Annotated in this window: 19 protein-coding genes and 1 pseudogene; 13 read left to right on the top strand and 7 right to left on the bottom strand. The window is 72.3% G+C overall.

The features are described from left to right. Positions 1 to 4 precede the first annotated feature (4 nt). Positions 5 to 322, top strand: a complete 318-nt coding sequence (locus tag ACFWCH_RS02115; protein ID WP_378802808.1) for a hypothetical protein — start codon at positions 5 to 7, stop codon at positions 320 to 322. 58 nt (positions 323 to 380) lie between these two features. On the opposite strand, the gene ACFWCH_RS02110 is transcribed toward ACFWCH_RS02115, so the two are convergent. The 3 genes from ACFWCH_RS02110 to ACFWCH_RS02100 all read right to left on the bottom strand — a co-directional run bounded on the left by ACFWCH_RS02110 (position 381) and on the right by ACFWCH_RS02100 (position 3,097). Beyond that, positions 381 to 1,076 carry a TMEM175 family protein gene (locus ACFWCH_RS02110; RefSeq protein WP_378802806.1) on the bottom strand — a complete coding sequence of 232 codons (696 nt, stop codon included), beginning with the start codon at positions 1,074 to 1,076 and terminating at the stop codon, positions 381 to 383. A gap of 47 nt (positions 1,077 to 1,123) precedes the next feature. Next, positions 1,124 to 2,284: a glutathione-independent formaldehyde dehydrogenase gene (locus tag ACFWCH_RS02105; RefSeq protein ID WP_378802805.1), complete on the bottom strand. Its 1,161-nt coding sequence runs from the start codon at positions 2,282 to 2,284 to the stop codon at positions 1,124 to 1,126. A gap of 195 nt (positions 2,285 to 2,479) precedes the next feature. Further along, on the bottom strand, positions 2,480 to 3,097 hold the full coding sequence (locus ACFWCH_RS02100) for a TetR/AcrR family transcriptional regulator (protein ID WP_136034717.1): 618 nt from the start codon (positions 3,095 to 3,097) through the stop codon (positions 2,480 to 2,482). A gap of 75 nt (positions 3,098 to 3,172) precedes the next feature. On the opposite strand from ACFWCH_RS02100, the gene ACFWCH_RS02095 reads away from it, so the two are divergent. Both ACFWCH_RS02095 and ACFWCH_RS02090 read left to right on the top strand, forming a co-directional pair. Further along, on the top strand, positions 3,173 to 3,553 hold the full coding sequence (locus ACFWCH_RS02095; protein WP_136034719.1) for a DUF1761 family protein: 381 nt from the start codon (positions 3,173 to 3,175) through the stop codon (positions 3,551 to 3,553). A gap of 17 nt (positions 3,554 to 3,570) precedes the next feature. Next, positions 3,571 to 3,855: a DUF1905 domain-containing protein gene (locus tag ACFWCH_RS02090; RefSeq protein WP_378802804.1), complete on the top strand. Its 285-nt coding sequence runs from the start codon at positions 3,571 to 3,573 to the stop codon at positions 3,853 to 3,855. Between the two features lie 46 nt (positions 3,856 to 3,901). Here the strand turns inward: ACFWCH_RS02090 and ACFWCH_RS02085 are convergent, their stop codons facing one another. The 3 genes from ACFWCH_RS02085 to ACFWCH_RS02075 are packed head-to-tail and all read right to left on the bottom strand — an operon-like array spanning position 3,902 to position 6,936. Beyond that, the gene (locus tag ACFWCH_RS02085) at positions 3,902 to 5,404 is read right to left on the bottom strand and encodes a hypothetical protein (RefSeq protein WP_378802803.1); all 1,503 of its coding nucleotides are present in this window, start codon (positions 5,402 to 5,404) and stop codon (positions 3,902 to 3,904) included. After that, on the bottom strand, positions 5,401 to 6,030 hold the full coding sequence (locus ACFWCH_RS02080; protein WP_378802802.1) for an ATP-binding cassette domain-containing protein: 630 nt from the start codon (positions 6,028 to 6,030) through the stop codon (positions 5,401 to 5,403). Before ACFWCH_RS02080 ends, ACFWCH_RS02085 begins: the two co-directional genes overlap by 4 nt. A 12-nt stretch (positions 6,031 to 6,042) precedes the next feature. Next, positions 6,043 to 6,936, bottom strand: coding sequence for an SDR family oxidoreductase (locus tag ACFWCH_RS02075; protein WP_378802801.1), 894 nt, complete (start codon positions 6,934 to 6,936; stop codon positions 6,043 to 6,045). Positions 6,937 to 7,002: 66 nt separating this feature from the next. Here ACFWCH_RS02075 and ACFWCH_RS02070 point away from each other — a divergent pair, with 66 nt between their 5' ends. The 5 genes and pseudogenes from ACFWCH_RS02070 to ACFWCH_RS02050 all read left to right on the top strand — a co-directional run bounded on the left by ACFWCH_RS02070 (position 7,003) and on the right by ACFWCH_RS02050 (position 10,704). Continuing rightward, positions 7,003 to 7,656 (top strand): TetR/AcrR family transcriptional regulator, encoded by a 654-nt coding sequence (locus ACFWCH_RS02070; protein ID WP_378802800.1) that lies wholly within the window; start codon positions 7,003 to 7,005, stop codon positions 7,654 to 7,656. 35 nt (positions 7,657 to 7,691) lie between these two features. Next, positions 7,692 to 8,858 (top strand): sensor histidine kinase, encoded by a 1,167-nt coding sequence (locus tag ACFWCH_RS02065; RefSeq protein WP_378802799.1) that lies wholly within the window; start codon positions 7,692 to 7,694, stop codon positions 8,856 to 8,858. After that, positions 8,855 to 9,139: pseudogene (locus tag ACFWCH_RS02060) on the top strand (response regulator transcription factor); the annotation flags it as partial. The gene ACFWCH_RS02065 and the pseudogene ACFWCH_RS02060, both read left to right, overlap by 4 nt. Before the next feature lie 31 nt (positions 9,140 to 9,170). Further along, on the top strand, positions 9,171 to 9,515 hold the full coding sequence (locus tag ACFWCH_RS02055) for a response regulator transcription factor (RefSeq protein ID WP_378803835.1): 345 nt from the start codon (positions 9,171 to 9,173) through the stop codon (positions 9,513 to 9,515). 91 nt (positions 9,516 to 9,606) lie between these two features. Next, entirely contained in the window at positions 9,607 to 10,704 is a 1,098-nt protein-coding gene (locus tag ACFWCH_RS02050) for a hypothetical protein (RefSeq protein ID WP_378802798.1), read from the top strand. On the opposite strand, the gene ACFWCH_RS02045 is transcribed toward ACFWCH_RS02050, so the two are convergent. Then, a complete protein-coding gene (locus tag ACFWCH_RS02045) occupies positions 10,677 to 11,126 on the bottom strand; it encodes a MarR family winged helix-turn-helix transcriptional regulator (RefSeq protein ID WP_136034738.1) in 450 nt (149 codons plus the stop codon). The genes ACFWCH_RS02050 and ACFWCH_RS02045 overlap by 28 nt on opposite strands. Before the next feature lie 91 nt (positions 11,127 to 11,217). On the opposite strand from ACFWCH_RS02045, the gene ACFWCH_RS02040 reads away from it, so the two are divergent. The 5 genes from ACFWCH_RS02040 to ACFWCH_RS02020 are packed head-to-tail and all read left to right on the top strand — an operon-like array spanning position 11,218 to position 15,103. Continuing rightward, entirely contained in the window at positions 11,218 to 12,669 is a 1,452-nt protein-coding gene (locus ACFWCH_RS02040; protein WP_378802797.1) for a DHA2 family efflux MFS transporter permease subunit, read from the top strand. A 13-nt stretch (positions 12,670 to 12,682) separates the two neighbouring features. Then, positions 12,683 to 13,615 (top strand): aminoglycoside phosphotransferase family protein, encoded by a 933-nt coding sequence (locus ACFWCH_RS02035; protein ID WP_378802796.1) that lies wholly within the window; start codon positions 12,683 to 12,685, stop codon positions 13,613 to 13,615. Positions 13,616 to 13,647: 32 nt separating this feature from the next. Beyond that, positions 13,648 to 13,986 carry a helix-turn-helix transcriptional regulator gene (locus ACFWCH_RS02030; RefSeq protein ID WP_136034744.1) on the top strand — a complete coding sequence of 113 codons (339 nt, stop codon included), beginning with the start codon at positions 13,648 to 13,650 and terminating at the stop codon, positions 13,984 to 13,986. Between the two features lies 1 nt (position 13,987). Beyond that, the gene (locus ACFWCH_RS02025; RefSeq protein ID WP_378802795.1) at positions 13,988 to 14,632 is read left to right on the top strand and encodes a dihydrofolate reductase family protein; all 645 of its coding nucleotides are present in this window, start codon (positions 13,988 to 13,990) and stop codon (positions 14,630 to 14,632) included. Between the two features lie 9 nt (positions 14,633 to 14,641). Beyond that, positions 14,642 to 15,103 carry an SRPBCC domain-containing protein gene (locus ACFWCH_RS02020; protein ID WP_136034748.1) on the top strand — a complete coding sequence of 154 codons (462 nt, stop codon included), beginning with the start codon at positions 14,642 to 14,644 and terminating at the stop codon, positions 15,101 to 15,103. Positions 15,104 to 15,134 lie beyond the last annotated feature (31 nt).

Below are 15,134 nucleotides of genomic sequence, written 5' to 3'. Positions count from 1 at the left end.
CGAGATGGACGACACGGTGAACACTCACGACCGGCACGACGAGATCGACCCCGAAGAGGCCGTTGAGCTTCGGCGGGAGCTGGAGGAGATCCGCATCGAACTCGAGAGCATCTCGCGCGATCGAATGCGATGGCCGGAGGGGTCCCCCCTCCACCTGCAGGATCGCTCGGAAGAGCTCGAGGCCAAGGCAGACGCGATCCGAGCGCGGCTGGGCATGCCACCGGCGACCGGCAGGCCCCCGAAGGGGAGTTGGTGCGGATGGCCCGCGTTGATCGGGGTCACTGCGGCGATCTTGGCCGGTGTCCTCTTGTTCACGCGCTGATGATGCGTGGCCCAGGACGGGGGTCACAGCCCACCGTCACCCTCGTCCCGTCCTGGGGTCAACGCTCGTCCTGCTTCTCCCGGGGGAAAGGCCGGGGCGCCCGGTCGTGCCCGTGGCTGGTGATGCCGTAGAACACGGGGATGGCGAGGAAGATCACGGACGCGACCAGCGGATGCACGAGGACTCCGAGCAGCCCGGCGGCGAGGTAGAGGGCGACGCCGATGAGCGCGCGCGGTCGCTCGTGCGCGAAGTACGAGTCCTCCACGTCGTCGTTCGTGAGGTCGGGATGCCGCGCCAGATGCGAGAAGAAGACGAGCCAGGCCGAGCACAGCAGGGCTCCGATGAGGGCATACAGCGCGACCGCGATCCGCTCGTCGGTGAGGTTGCCCGTCCGCGCCGTCTCGGCGATCACCGCGGTGGGCCACGGGATCAGGGCCAGGGCTGCGAGGATGCCGAGGTTCGCCCACTGCAGACCGCGGTCCATCTCGCGGATGCGGGTGAAGGCGGCCTTGTGATTCAGCCAGATGACGGCGAGGTAGGCGTATGACGCCGCATAGGCCAGGTAGGTCGGCCACTCCTCGAGCAGCGCGGTCAGCAGCTCGCCCGGCTCCGCTCGGGGTGGTCGGAGGTCGAGCACGAGGAGGGTGATGACGATCGCGATGATCGCGTCGCTGAACGCCACGGCGCGTCCGGGTTCCGCGCGCGTGCTGCGGCCCTTCTGCGGTCGGGGCTCCGGTGCGCCGCTCGTCGCCATCGCCTCACCCTCCTGTTCGACTCCTGCTGCGACTCAGTCCCGGTCCGTCACGCCGCGTCCGGTGCCTGGTCGGGGTGGAGGACGACCTTCGTCCAGCCGTCGTCGCGCTTGTCGAAGTGCTCGTACGCCTCCGGGGCCTCTTCGAGGGAGAGGTCGTGGCTGACGATCCGTGACGGCGTCGCCTTCTCTCCGGCGATGAGGTCGCGCAGCGCCCGGTTGTACTTCTTCACCGGGCACTGGCCGCTGCCGAGCTTCTGGCCGCGGAACCAGAACTCCCCGAAGTCGAAGGCGAGCTTGCCCTGTTTCGCCAGCTCGTCCGAGGCGCCGGGGTCCTGCGGGATGAACACCCCGACCACGCCGATCTCACCGGTGAACCGCACCGACTTCACGAGCCGGTTCAGCGTGAGGGTGGGATCCTCGGCGCCGCCGGGGTCGTGGGCCTGATAGCCGACGCACTCGCATCCGTTGTCCGCGCCGAGCCCCATCGTCATCTCGGTGACCGCCTCGACCGGATCCACCGCCGAGTCGTCGATCGCGATCGCTCCGTTCTCCTCGATCTTCCGCAGGCGGTCGGGGTGCCGGTCGACGACCATGACCTTGCCGGCGCCCTTGATGATCGCCGAGTATGCCGCCATGAATCCGACGGGCCCCGCTCCGTAGATGACCGTCTGGTCGCCGGGCTTCACGTGCGCGAGCTCGGTGGCGTGGTAGCCGGTGGGGAAGATGTCGGCGAGCATCACGTAGTCGTTCTGCTTCTCCTCGGCATCCTCTCCCAGTCGCAGGCAGTTGAAGTCCCCCCACGGCACGCGCAGGAGTTCGGCCTGCCCGCCCGCCCACGGACCCATGTCGGCGAAGCCGTACGCGGCACCCGCCCATTCGGGCACCGGCTGCGCGGTCAGACAGTAGTTGGTGAAGCCGCGCTCGCAGTTCTTGCAGTGCCCGCAGGCGACGTTGAAGGGGATCGCGACGTAGTCGCCCACCCTCACCTTGTCGACTCCGTCGCCGACCTCGATCACCTGGCCCAGGTTCTCGTGACCGAACCATCGGCCGGTCTCGAAGCTCGTGCGGCCTTCGTACATGTGCAGGTCCGACCCGCAGATGTTCGTGGTGGTGATCCGGACGAGTACGTCCGTCGGACGTTCGATCCGTGCGTCCGGTACGTCGGTGACGTTGACCGAGCGCGGACCCTCGTAGACGACTGCTCTCATTTCCTCTTCCTTTCAGCGATGTGAAACGTCGATGGGGTGTCGCAGTGAATCGGGGTCGGGCTGATCACCTCGCTTCGTCCGTGTCGTGACGTGGCTCTCGGGGCTGCGGAGAGCCCGGCCAGCGTGGCCCCGCACCCGGGGGCGAACTGAGGGCCTTTCCAGATCCGCGCCGACGGAGGACAATGCAGGCGCGGGTCAGGGCCGTCCGTAGCGGGCGAGGAACGCGTCCACCGCGCGGGGCGCTGGGCCGCCCGTCTCGTCGACCCCCAGCAGTTGCGCGTTCAGGGCGGGCCCGATCACGAGCCACGTGAACTCGGAGGCCGCGGCGTGCGCATCGTCGATCTGCAGCCCGCGGTCGACGGGGAGCTGCGCGAGCGTGTCGGCGAGGTTCTGGATGTTCCGGTTCCAGCTCTCCTCGAGGTAGAGCCGCGCGACCTCGGGGTGGGCCGGGGCCTCGGCGATCACGAGGCGTCGCATCCGCAGCACGGGCTCGCTCAGGATCCCCGCGCGCATGGTCTCCGCGAGCTCGGTGAGGCCGCGGCGCACATCGTCGTCGGCGGCGAGCCGTTCGAGCGCCGGGCGCATCGCGTCGCGGCCCGCGGCCGCCCACTGCCGCACGACCGCGGTGTACAGCTCGGTCTTGGAGGAGTGGTCACGGTAGAGCGAGGCCTTGGAGATGCGGGCCCGTCGGGCGACCTCCTCCATGGACGCCCCGGCATATCCGTGCTCCAGGAACACGTCGCGCGCGGTGGCGAGGAGGGCGTCGCCGGTGAGTCCGGGCGGGCGGCCGGGGCCGGAGGCGCGCGAGGTCATACCGCCCACTTTAGTACTTGACAGTTCTCTATGCCGAGCGTAGTTTCGTACCAATCGGTACTAAAGGAGCCGCTCATGATCGTCCTCGGCATCGCCCTCGCCACGGTGGCCTCGTTCCTCGCCAGCGCCGCGCTCTACGCCATCCCCGCGGTCTCGACGCTCATCGCACGGACCAGCACCCCGCGCCCCGGGCTCCCCGTCGCCGTGCAGATGCTCACGGTCGTCGTCCGCAGCCTGCTCGCCGCCGGGCTGATCGCCGGGCTCATGGCGACCGCGGGGTGGCACGGCGCCGGAGCCGGAGCGCTGCTCGGGCTCGCGCTCTCCGTGCTTCCCCTCACCCTGCTCTCGGGCGGCGTGATCCACGAGAACACGGCCGTGCCCGCGGCCGGTGTCCACCTGCTCGACTGGGTCGTGAAGCTCGTGCTCACCGGCGCCATCGTCGGGCTCTTCCTCTGAACTGCACGGGAGCGATCATGACGAACAGCACTCCGCTCGACATCACCTTCACCGCGACGCTCGGCAAGGTCCGCGACGGCGACACCTGGACGTGCGTGCAACTGCCCGACTCCGCGACGGTGTTCGGAACGCGCGGCCTCGTGAAGGTCGCGGGAACGGTCGACGGCGAACCCTTCCGCGGCGCGTTCATGGCCCTCGGCGACGGCACGCACAAGCTCCCCGTCGCGGCCGCCGTCCGCCGGCGCATCGGCAAGACCGACGGCGACAGTGTCACGGTGCACCTGACGGAGCGCCTGAGCTGACCGCGGCCGGGTCTCGGCACGCTCGGCACGGCCCGCACCGGTGGTCCTAGTACCGGTGGCGCCAGCGGCGCACGCAGAGCCCGATCAGGACGACCGCGGTCCCCAGTGCGAGACCGGGCGTGACGGCGATCATCGCGGTCGCGGCGCCCGCGAGCCCCGCGAGCAGCACCCCCTGGAGCGCCCAGGCGAAGCGCACGGCGCCGCCGAGGTCGCCCATCGGCGTCGGCATCGGCGCGAGCAGCGCGGGCGGAAGCGGCCCCTGGAGTGCGGTCGCCAGCCGCGTGAGGACCCCGAGCAGTCCGAGGAGCAGCACTCCGAGGACCGGTGGCCAGACGGTCGACCCCGTCGCGGCCGCGCACACGGCCGCCACCACGAGCAGCACGGCGGTCGAGACGGACACCGGGAAGAGGGCGTGTCCGGCGAGGAGTCGTTCGTCGCTCATCCCATAGAGCGGCAGATCGGCGGCCGCGGCCACGGCGTGCCGGATCCCGTCGGTGAGGGGACCGAGCCCGGCGAACAGGAGCACGCCGGCCGCCGCACCCCAGGCCCACTGCTGCCCCGACGCGCCCACGGCGAACGCGCCCAGCACGCCGGCGCCGGCAACGGCGACCACACCGAGGAGGAGCCGACCGGGCGTGCGCACGGCTCCGATCGCGTCGCTGCGCAGCACCACGACCGCGGACCATCGGTGCGGCCGCACGGCACGAAGCCGTCGACCGAACCGCGGGGGAGTCCGGTAGACCGCGGCCGCGGCCCCGAAGTCCATCCCCGTCGCCCGCACGGTCGCCGAGTCCCAGCGCAGCGACTGGGCGAGCAGCTCGGTGAGCTCCAACCGATCCAGCAGCATCGGCACCGTCGTGGACAGCGCGGTGGCCAGCGCGCTCAGCGCGACCAGCGCGGCGAGCGCGGAAAGTGCGTCGCCGGCGGGGAACGCGAGCCCGGCCCAGCCCCAGGGCGTGAACGGCCGCAGACCCGGTGTGACCGTGGTCGCGGCGCCGAGGGCGACGACCGCCGCCGCACCCGGCAACGCCGCGCGAGGAAACACCTGGCCGATCAGCCACAGGATCGTCGCGATGACGCCGACCAGCGCGCCCGCCACGACGAACACGGTGACATCGAGCATCCCGGTTCCATGGCTCGCGGCCACGGCAAGGCCCACCATCGCCGCCGACGCGGTGGTCAGGGTCGCGACGACGACGCCGGCCCGCAGCACCGGACCACGGAACACGTCCGTCCTGCCGAGCTCGGCGGAGGCGAGGGCATGCGTCAGGAACGGTGCCCGCAGTGCCGGTCCCCTCTTCGGGCCACAGAGCAGGGCCCCGCCCCACAGCCCGGCGACGATCGCGACGGTCGCGCCAGGCGCTTCGCCCGAGGTGAGCGCGAGCGTCGCCTGCGGACCGGTCAGACCCAGCCACGCTGCGCGGACGAGGGGGACGACCGCCACCAGCGCCACCAGCAGCCCGAGGTACGCTGCGTACGCGTGGTCGGCACGGGTGCGGGCGCTCCGAGAACGCCAGACCCGCACGGCCGCGGTGACGCGGGTGCTCACGCTGCCGCGTCCAGCCAGAGCGTCTGGTCGGCGATCGCCTCCGCGAGCGTGGGGCTGTGCGTCGACACGACCACGGCGGCACCGTCGGCGCGGCGCGCCCGCAGCACGCCGATCATCGTCTCCAGATGCTCAGGGTCGAGGCGCTGCTCCGGCTCGTCGAGGATCAGCACCTCGAACGGCCGCGCGAGCACGAGCGCGATGCCGAACAGCTGCGTCTGACCGGACGACAGCTCGTGGGGGAAACGTTGCTCGAGGGGGGTGAGCCCGAGCTCGGCGAGCACGCGCCGCGCCTGCTCCGCGGCGCCGGCGGCATCGGCCGTCCACGTCGTCGCCACCAGGAGGGCGTGCTCGAACACCGTGAGGTCGGGCGCGGTCGGCGGCAGGCCGATCATCGCGGCGACGCGGCGGCGGAACCCGGGATCACGCGGCGCCACCGGCTCTCCGCCGATGCGGACACGGCCGTGCGAGGGCATGCGGGTGCCCGCCAGCACACGCAGCAGCGTCGACTTGCCCGAGCCGTTCGCCCCGCGGATCACCAGCGCGGAGCCCCGCTGCGCGGACACCGTGACGGCCGGGAGGAGGGTCAGGTCGCCCGTGCGCACCGTGACACCGTCCACCTCGATCATGGACACATCCTTTCAGCTGCCCGCCCCCCGAGCGGGGTCCGGGCGGGTCGGCGACGGCGGCGCGCTGAGCCGGCGCGACTCCCGCAGCAGTGTCCGGATCTCGCGGGGGCGGTAGCGCAGGAAGATCCGCTGCGGTCGGGTGCCCCGCGTCAGGGCATCGGTCCCGCCGTCACAGTAGATGACCTGGCCGGTCAGAAAGCGGTTCTCGGCGGACACGGCATGGGCGAGCAGGGCGGCGACGGATGCGACCGGCCCCGGTGCCCCCAGCGGCTGCGGCAGCGCCGTCTCCAGCAGGCGCCGCTCGCGCTCCCAGTTCCGCATCACCAGTTCCGTGGCGATGATCCCCGGTGCGACCGCGTTCACGACGATGCCGCGACCCGCCCACTCCGGCCGCACGGAGGCGGTCCGGATCCACTGGTTGAGAGCGATCTTGCTGGAGCGGTAGAGCTGGCTGCCGCGGCGCGTGCGGATGAGCCTTGCGGCCACGCGCCGCGCGGTCGCCTCATCGCCCCGCAGGCACGCCCGCACCAGTGCCCCGCTCCCGCGGTTCAGCGTCGACGACGAGGACACGACGGCGGCGGCGGGGGCGGCTGACCGGGCGAGAAGCGGCCGCAGGTCCTCCAGGACGGCGACGGCGCCGAAGTAGTTGAGGGCCACGGTCTCCACCCGCGGTGCGCCGATGCCGGCCGCCGCGACGACGCCGTCCACGCGGCCGCCGCTGCGCGCGTCGACCTCGATGCGCAGCCGCGCGCGGCCCTCGGGCGTCGCCAGGTCGGCACGGACGTCGACCGTGTCGCCGATGCCGCACGTGATCACCCGGCCCTGAGCGGAGAGCCGGTCGGCGACGGCGCGGCCGAGGCCGGAGTCCGCTCCGGTGACCACGTACAGGCGGGGGTCGGCATCCATGATCACAGCATGGACGAAAGATTGCAGATCTGCAAACTTATGGCGGGGCGACGCTAGGCTCGACCCATGCGAGAGGCGCACGAGAACGGGCACGAGGCCCGACGCCGGCGGACCAGACAGGCCGTGCTGGCCAGCGCGTCCGAGCTCTTCCACGCCCAGGGGTACGACGCCACGACGGTCGCCCAGATCGCGCGCCACGCGAACGTCTCGGAGCGCACCTTCTACGTGCACTTCCCCGCGAAGGAGGACGTGCTCTTCGCCCACGTGCACGACTTCACGGCGCTCGCCCTGGGCGCCGCCCACGACAGTGCCTCACCGCACGCCGCCGACCGCGTGCAGGAGGCCCTGCGAGTGCTCATCGACGCCTCCACCACCGACGAGGCGCTCGCTCGGCAGGCATCGATCCGCGCGGCCCTCGGGGCTCGCGGCGAGTTCCCGCGCGCCCTCGCCACTCAGCTCCTGGCGCTGGCGCGCGCGCTCACCCGGGAGATCTCGGCGCGCACCGACGCGGGCGCCGCCGACGTCGCGCCGATGGTGGGAGCGGCGCTGGGAGCGGTCGAGGGCGCCGGAATCGACGCCGCTCTCCGCGGCGTCGACGGTGAGGGGAGGCGCACCGCGATGCGCGGGGCGCTGGACGCGGCCCTCCGCGGGTTCCGCCCATCCGCCGCGACACCGGGTGGGCACGGCGGCGGAGGCCGCGGAACTCACCCGTCCGGGTGAGCCGCGCGAGCCCGCGGGATGGAAGCATGAGGACGATGAGGTCGGACACCAGGGCGGTCGAGTCGACGGGGCGCGCCTGGGTGCGCGTGGACCTCCTCGTCGCCGTGATCGCCGCAATCGTGCTGCTGCCATCGAGCCTCGCCGTGCTGGGGGACCCGGCGTTCCGCCCCGAGCCGTTCGCGTTCGCCATCGTCGTCACCCTCTGCCTGCTCGTGCATGCCGCGACCTTCGTCGCGATCCGTCATCCCCTCGCCGCCCTCGCCGCCGCCGACGCGGTCATGCTCGTCCTCGTCCTCCTGTCGCAGACCGCCGCCGTCCCCACCGCCTTCCTGCCGTCGGCCGCGGCCTACCTGCTGGTGGTCGGCCAGGTGGCCGCGCGCTCGCGTCGGCCGTTCCCGATGCTGGCGCTGGCGGGCGGCATCGGCGGCGCCGCCCTCATCGCGGTGGTCGAACCGCACCTCGGCGACTTCCGGCTCGGCACGTTCGTCGGCCTCTGCGGCGCGATCGCGGCCGCCTGGGCGCTCGGCCTCGTCGTCCGCGTGCGCAGGGATCAGACGGAGGAGCGCGCCACGGCCCGCGTCGCGCGTGCGATCACGGATGAGCGCGCCCGCATCAGCCGGGACCTGCACGACGTCGTCGCCCACGCCGTGACCGTCATGATCGCCCAGGCGGAGGTCGCTCGGCTGACGCGCGACGACGATCCCGCCCGCAGCGACGCCTCCCTCGCGATCGTCGTCGACACCGGCCGGGAGGCGCTGCGCAGCATGCGGTCGACCGTGGCACCGGAGGCGCCGCGTGAACCGCTGCCCACGGTCGACTCCCTCGCGGCCCTCGTGGAGAGCGTGCGCACTCCGTCGGTGCGGGCGCTGCTCGAGGAGTCGGGCGAGCGGGGTCCGCTGCGCGCCGACGCCGCCCTCGCGCTGCATCACGCCGTGCGGGAGGCGCTCACCAACGCCCTGCGGCACACGTCGGCCCCGGTCGTGATCGACGTGCGCCTCCGCTGGCTCCCCGGCCGGCTGCGGGCGACGGTGACCGACGACGGCGGCACTGGTCCTGCCGAGTCCGACCTCGGCAGCGGCATCGGGCTGATCGGGATCGCCGAACGCGTGCGGCTGGCGGGTGGCACGCTCACCGCACGACCCCGGAGTCCCGCGGGCTGGTGCGTGCAGGTCGACCTCCCTGTGACGCGGAGCGCGGCATGAGTGTGCGGGTGTTGCTCGTGGACGACCAGGAGCTGCTGCGCACCGCGATCGCGCTGGCCCTCGAACGGGACGCGCGCATCGCGGAGGTCGTCGCCGTCGCGTCGGGCGAGGCCGCCGTCGAGCACGTCCGCGCCCACGCCGTCGACGTGGTCCTGATGGACATCCGCATGCCCGGGATGGACGGGATCGCCGCGACGCGCGAGATCCTGCGCATCCGTCCCCGCCTCCGCGTGCTGATCCTCACCACGTTCGACCTCGACGAGTACGTGTACGCCGCGATCCGCGAGGGCGCGAGCGGCTTCCTCACGAAGGATGCGACACCGCAGGCGCTCGCCGACGCCGCGGTCACGGTGGCCGAGGAGGGGTCCGTGCTGTCGCCGCGCGCGACGGCGGCGCTGCTGGGGTTCGTGCGTGACGGGGCACCCACCGACGGTCGATCCGGCCGAGGTGCTGGCACAGCTCAGCCCGCGGGAGCGGGAGGTGGCGCGCGCGCTGGCCACCGGCGCCTCGAACGACGACATCGCGCGTCGGCTCTTCCTGTCGGCGAACACCGTGAAGACGCATGTCAAGGCGGTGCTCGCCAAGCTCGACGTGCCCGACCGCGTGCACGTCGTCATCTGGGCGTACGAGAACGGGCTGTTGCGTCCGCGCGGGTGACCGGGCGGGCCCGGAAGGATCACCCGGACGGGTGAGGGTGACGCCTCCTGCGGGCGAGGTCGGGGGATCCGCGGATTCCTAGCGTGGAGGCATGTCACCTCTGAGTCGCCCCGTCACTCTCTGCACTCTCGTCGCCGTGGCCGCCGGCGCCCTGGCCGTCGCCGCCTTCACCCTGGCGACGATGGTCGTCCCGGGCATCGATCCGCTGCCTTCCAGTCTCGCGGGCCACCTCGGCGCCGGGGTCGAACGCGCCCTCTCGCTCATCGGTGCGCTGGCCGCGCTCGTCCTCTCGGTCGGTGCGCTGGTCGCCAGGGCGGTGTTCCGCAGTGTTCCTCCGTGGCTCGTCCGCACGGCGGCGCTGGTCGCCGCGCTGCTGCTTGCACTGACGACGCCCGGCGGCATCATCCCGGCTGCGGGGTACGCCTTCGCGGTGAGCGTGGTCGGGGGAATCGTCGCCCTGGTGGTGTTGGTGGCGCTTCGCCGTCCCTGGAGGGGGCTTCTGCTCGGGGCTGGGCTGATCGGTGTCGCCGCGGCGGCGCTCGCGACCGGATCGGGCGAGCTCGTGCCGCGGGTCGCGGAGGCACTCGGTGCGATGCTCCCGGGCGCCGCCGTCCCGCTCGTCCACGTCGTCGCGTCCGCCGGTCTCTTGATCTGGACCATCGGCGAGGCCGCTGGTGCCCGGGGGCGGCTGGCCATCGCGGTGCTCCGACACCGCCGGTCGCTCACGGTCGCCGCGGGGGCCTGCGCCCTGCCCTATGTCGTCGCGCGGGCAAGCTGGCTGACGCCGTGGCCGCTCTTCGGGGGGAGCGCGGAACTCTTCGCCGCAGAGCCCACCGTCCGGGTGGTGGGTCTCGTGCTCGGTGCGGGGATGCTGGCGGGCGGTGTGCTCACGCTGGGCCTCATCCGTCCGTGGGGTCTCCGGTTCCCGCGCAGCCTCGCCGGCCTCGGAGGGCGACGGGTCCCGCCCGCGCTGGCCATCATCCCCGCGAGCGTCGTGAGCGTCCTGTTCACGGCTGCCGGGCTGCAGTTCGCGGTCGAGGGGACGGGATCGATCGGTGAGACCGGTTATCTGCTGCTCATGTTCCCGTTCTGGCTCTGGGGTCCGCTGCTCGGTCTCGCGACGTGGGGATACGCGATGGTCAGGGCCACGCGACCGGCCCGTCAGCCTGCGACGGCGTCCGCCGGCTGAGGCGACGGGGCCTGCGTGAGCCGGGACAGGGAGCGCAGGAAGGGCTCCCTGTCCTCTTCCGGGAGGCGGTCGAGCAGCGACGAATAGAGGTCGTCGAGGGCGCCGGCGGTGGACGACACGATCGCGTGCCCTCGGTCGGTGACCTCCACGATCCGCACACGGCGGTCCTCCGCCAGGACGCGCCGCTCGGCCAGTCCCGCGCGTTCGAGGGCATCGAGGGTGTTCACCATCGTCGACTTGTCGAGGCAGGCCAGTTCCGCGAGTTCCTTCTGCGTCTTCTCGCCGGCTGCGGCGCAGAGGAGGACGCTCACCGTGCGCAGCGTGGTGTCCTGCGTCTCCAACTGCGCGGTGGCCTGCTGTTCGATCGACCGGGTCAGCAGCTGCAGCTGCACCACGAGGTCGCTCACCGTGCGCGCGATCATGTCGACAGAATAGCATCGCACTTATATCGTCTAGAAATAGATCATCTGCTACTGTCTGACCACCTCACTTCCCTATCGAAGGGCCACCACCATGAATTCCGCCCGCGCCCGCTGGACGGCGCTCAGCGTCCTCTGCATCGGCACCCTGATGACGGTCCTCGACGAGACCATCGTCAACGTCGCGCTGCCGGTGATGCAGCGCGAACTCGGGTTCACCCAGGCCGGGGTGTCCTGGGTGATCAACGCCTACCTCCTCGCGTACGGCGGTCTGCTGATCTTCGCCGGACGCCTCGGCGACCTGATCGGGCATCGGCGCGTGCTGCTGATCGGCGTGTCCGTCTTCACCGTCGCCTCGGTGTCGGCGGGGCTGTCGTCGAACGCCACGATGCTCGTGATCTCGCGCTTCGCCCAGGGCGGCGGCGCTGCGATGATCACCGCGGTCACCCTGGCCCTGATCGTGACCATGTTCACCGGCCAGCGGGAACAGACGCGGGCCATCGGGTTCTACAGCTTCACGTTCGCCGGGGGCGGTGCGCTCGGGCTCCTCGTGGGCGGGGTGCTGATGCAGCTGACCAGCTGGCAGTGGCTGTTCTTCATCAACCTCCCGATCGGACTGCTCAGCCTCGTCGTCGGTTGGCGTCTGCTGCCCCGCGGTCGCGGCCCCGGTCTGACCGCCGGACTCGACATCCTCGGTGCCGGTCTGCTCGTGTCGGCGGTGTCGCTGTCGGTCTACGGCGTCATCACGGCCGAGCACCTCGGCTGGGGCGGCCAGACCCTCGTTGCCCTCGGCGTCGCCGTCGTCCTGCTGATCGCGTTCGTCGTGCGGCAGCGCACCGCGCGGGTGCCACTGCTCGCCCTGCGCATCCTGAAGGATCGCGACGTCGCGGGAGCGAACGTCGTGCAGTTCCTGGTCACCGGCGCCCTCTACGGCTCCTTCTTCCTCGCGACCCTGCTTCTGCAGCAGGTGCTCGGATACGCCCCGATGCAGATGGCGCTGTCGTTCGTTCCGCTGACGGTCGTCACCGCGATCGCCTCGATCCTCCTCGCCCCGTTCGTCACGGCGCGCTTCGGCGAGCGGATCGCGCTCGTCCTGGGACTCCTGGTCTTCCTGGCGGGTGCGCTGCTGCTCTCGCACGTGCCCGTCGACGGGGGCTACCTGGCGGACGTGCTCGTTCCGCTGCTCCTGCTGGGCCTCGGCATCGGCACCGTGCTCCCGCCGATCATGGGCCTCGCGATGTCCGGCGCCGCGCCGGACCAGGTCGGCGTGGTGTCAGGGCTCGCCAACTCGACCGGGATGATCGGCGGTGCGGTCTGGACGGCGGTCGTCGCGTCTCTCAGCGGGGCGGTCACGTCGACGCTCGTCGCTGCCGGCGCCGACGAGCGGGTCGCACTCCGCGACGGGCTCGCGGTCGGAGCCCTCGCGATCGCGGGCGTCCTCGGCGTCGCGCTCGTCGTCGCGGGGGTCGTGCTGCGGCGACGGATCCCGGAGGAGGCCCAGGGGTCCGCGGACCGGGATCGACGCGACGTGCCGACCGCGCTGTGATGGACTGGCGAGCATGACCAACGAGGACCGACTCGCTCTTCCGCGTCCGATCCGCGAGCGGTTCGAGGCCGGCGACGCCGCGACCAGGGAGTGGGTGAGCGCCGTCCCCGCGGTCGCGCGCGAGCTCTTCCAGCGGTGGGCGCTGCGACCCGACGGCGAGGTGCGGGCGGGGGAGGCGGGCATCGTCGTGCCGGTGCGCGGCGAGGAGGGCGCCCCGGCCGCGCTCAAGCTGCAGGTGCCGCGCCCCGAGACCACGGCGGCGATCCTCGGTCTCACCCGCTGGGACGGACGGGGTGCCGTCCGCCTTCTGGACAGCGACGAAACCCGGGGTGCCATGCTGCTCGAGCGCCTGGATGCCGAGCGACCACTCGCCGCGATCGACGACGACGACGAGGTCGTCCGGGTCATCGGCGACCTGCTGCGGCAGCTGCATCGCGCACCCGCCCCCGAGGGTCTTCCGCGCCTCGGGGTGGTCGCGGCGGAGATGATCGAGGCGGCGCCGGCCGCGGCGCGGGTGCTCGACGGCGACGACCGCACGCGGCTCGACCGGTGGGTGCGCACCGTCGCGGAGGTGCAGCCCGAGCCCGGAGATCGCCTCCTGCACTGGGACCTGCACGACGGCAACGTGCTCGCCGCCGACCGTGCGCCGTGGCTGGCGATCGACCCCGAGCCGCTCGTGGGCGATCCCGGATTCGACCTCTGGCCCGCCCTGGACAGCCGGTGGAGTGCCGGCGGGGCGGCCGACGCCGTGGGTCTCGTGCGCCGCCGCTTCGACATCCTGACCGAGATGCTCGACCTGGATCGCCGCCGCGCCGCCGCGTGGACGCGCGCGCGGCTGCTGCAGAACACGCTGTGGGACATCGAAGACGGTCACACCGCCATCGGTGTCCCGGCGAAGGTCGTGGACGAGGCGCTCGCCTCTTTCGGCGTCGGCGAAGGGTCTTGACGGGAGAGGCACCCCGCCTAATACTTAGGTATATGCCTAAGTATCCCGACGACCTCGACGCCGTGCTCCGCGCCCTCGCGGACCCCACGCGCCGGGCGATCGTCGAGAGGCTCGCCTCATCGCCCGCCATCGTCTCGGAGCTCGCGGCGCCGTTCACGATGACGCTGCCCTCGCTGCTGCAGCACCTCGGAGTCCTGGAGGCCGCGGGGGTGATCACGTCGGAGAAGCAGGGCAGGGTCCGCACCGTCACCCTGCGCCCCGGCGGCCTCGACGTGCTCCACCTCTGGCTCGGCCAGCAGCGCACACCGGCCGAGCACAGCGCCGACCGGCTGGGCATCCACCTCGCCCGCACCGCCCCGAAGGAGCACTGACATGACCCGCGTCCGCATGGACCTGTTCGCCTCCCTGGACGGCTACACGCCCTCCGACCTCACACCCGACAGCCCCATGGGGGAGGACTGGGGGCGCCTCACCGCGGCCTACGCGGGCACCCGCACGTTCCGCGAGAGGATCTTCGGCGACACCAGCGGCACCGGAACCACCGGTGTCGACGACCGCTACGCCCGCGCCTTCTTCCAGGGCGTCGGCGCCGAGATCATGGGCGCGGGGATGTTCGGCCTCCACTCCCACCCCGACGACCCCGACTGGAAGGGCTGGTGGGGCGACACCCCGCCATTCGGCACCCCCGTGTACGTGCTCACCCGCACCGCCCCCCGCCCATCGATCCCGATGGACGGCGGCACCACGTTCCACTTCCGCGACGCCGCGATCGAGGACGTGCTCGCCGAGGCGTCCGACGCCGCCGGCGACCTCGACGTGCGGATCGGCGGCGGGTACCGCACGGCGCAGGCGTTCCTGCGCGCGGGACTCGTCGACGACCTGCACCTCCTGGTCGCGCCGCTCTTCCTCGGCCGCGGATACCGCCTGTGGGACGACCTGACCGGCTTCGAGAACACCTACACCGTGACGACGGAAGCGGCCGAGAGCGGCGTCGTCCACGTCACCCTGACGCGATAGGGCACCGCGATGACGACGGAGCACCGGCTCGCGCACTCCGGATTCACCCTCACCCGCGACTACCCCGCTCCACTCGACCGGGTGTGGGCCGCGTTCGCGGACGAGGACCAGAAACGCGGATGGTGGGGCGACGCGGACGCCATCGAGGAGCGGGAGTGGGCGTTCGACTTCCGTGTCGGCGGGCGCGACGTCCACGAGGGGCGGTTCCACGACGGACCCGTGTCGCGGTACGTGGCCACCTACACCGACATCGTCGACCGGGTGCGGATCGTCACCGCGTACGACATGTGGCTGGACGGGGAGCACATGTCGACCTCGGTCGCATCCCTGGAGTTCGAGGCGGTCGACCTCGGCACGCGCTTCACCCACACCGAGCACGGTGTCTTCCTCGACCGGTTCTGGGACGACGGACCAGGGCGCGAGGCCGGGACGCGCGGGCTCCTCGACGCGCTCGGCTCCTTCCTCGCCTGAGCCCGAGGCCACCCAGGCCGCCTGAACGCCG

Origin of the sequence: Microbacterium sp. NPDC060132, assembly GCF_042729675.1 — a bacterium.
GTDB classification, from domain to species: domain Bacteria; phylum Actinomycetota; class Actinomycetes; order Actinomycetales; family Microbacteriaceae; genus Microbacterium; species Microbacterium sufflavum.
This window is presented reverse-complemented; position numbering and strand designations above follow the sequence as displayed.

Excerpts from the sequence above, each read along its gene's own strand:
- ACFWCH_RS02115 (WP_378802808.1), top strand. The coding sequence starts at position 5 with ATGGACGACACGGTGAACACTCACGACCGGCACGACGAGATCGACCCC.
- ACFWCH_RS02110 (WP_378802806.1), bottom strand. The coding sequence starts at position 1,076 with ATGGCGACGAGCGGCGCACCGGAGCCCCGACCGCAGAAGGGCCGCAGC.
- ACFWCH_RS02105 (WP_378802805.1), bottom strand. The coding sequence starts at position 2,284 with ATGAGAGCAGTCGTCTACGAGGGTCCGCGCTCGGTCAACGTCACCGAC.
- ACFWCH_RS02100 (WP_136034717.1), bottom strand. The coding sequence starts at position 3,097 with ATGACCTCGCGCGCCTCCGGCCCCGGCCGCCCGCCCGGACTCACCGGC.
- ACFWCH_RS02095 (WP_136034719.1), top strand. The coding sequence starts at position 3,173 with ATGATCGTCCTCGGCATCGCCCTCGCCACGGTGGCCTCGTTCCTCGCC.
- ACFWCH_RS02090 (WP_378802804.1), top strand. The coding sequence starts at position 3,571 with ATGACGAACAGCACTCCGCTCGACATCACCTTCACCGCGACGCTCGGC.
- ACFWCH_RS02080 (WP_378802802.1), bottom strand. The coding sequence starts at position 6,030 with ATGATCGAGGTGGACGGTGTCACGGTGCGCACGGGCGACCTGACCCTC.
- ACFWCH_RS02075 (WP_378802801.1), bottom strand. The coding sequence starts at position 6,936 with ATGGATGCCGACCCCCGCCTGTACGTGGTCACCGGAGCGGACTCCGGC.
- ACFWCH_RS02070 (WP_378802800.1), top strand. The coding sequence starts at position 7,003 with ATGCGAGAGGCGCACGAGAACGGGCACGAGGCCCGACGCCGGCGGACC.
- ACFWCH_RS02065 (WP_378802799.1), top strand. The coding sequence starts at position 7,692 with ATGAGGTCGGACACCAGGGCGGTCGAGTCGACGGGGCGCGCCTGGGTG.
- ACFWCH_RS02055 (WP_378803835.1), top strand. The coding sequence starts at position 9,171 with ATGCGACACCGCAGGCGCTCGCCGACGCCGCGGTCACGGTGGCCGAGG.
- ACFWCH_RS02050 (WP_378802798.1), top strand. The coding sequence starts at position 9,607 with ATGTCACCTCTGAGTCGCCCCGTCACTCTCTGCACTCTCGTCGCCGTG.
- ACFWCH_RS02045 (WP_136034738.1), bottom strand. The coding sequence starts at position 11,126 with ATGATCGCGCGCACGGTGAGCGACCTCGTGGTGCAGCTGCAGCTGCTG.
- ACFWCH_RS02040 (WP_378802797.1), top strand. The coding sequence starts at position 11,218 with ATGAATTCCGCCCGCGCCCGCTGGACGGCGCTCAGCGTCCTCTGCATC.
- ACFWCH_RS02035 (WP_378802796.1), top strand. The coding sequence starts at position 12,683 with ATGACCAACGAGGACCGACTCGCTCTTCCGCGTCCGATCCGCGAGCGG.
- ACFWCH_RS02030 (WP_136034744.1), top strand. The coding sequence starts at position 13,648 with ATGCCTAAGTATCCCGACGACCTCGACGCCGTGCTCCGCGCCCTCGCG.
- ACFWCH_RS02025 (WP_378802795.1), top strand. The coding sequence starts at position 13,988 with ATGACCCGCGTCCGCATGGACCTGTTCGCCTCCCTGGACGGCTACACG.
- ACFWCH_RS02020 (WP_136034748.1), top strand. The coding sequence starts at position 14,642 with ATGACGACGGAGCACCGGCTCGCGCACTCCGGATTCACCCTCACCCGC.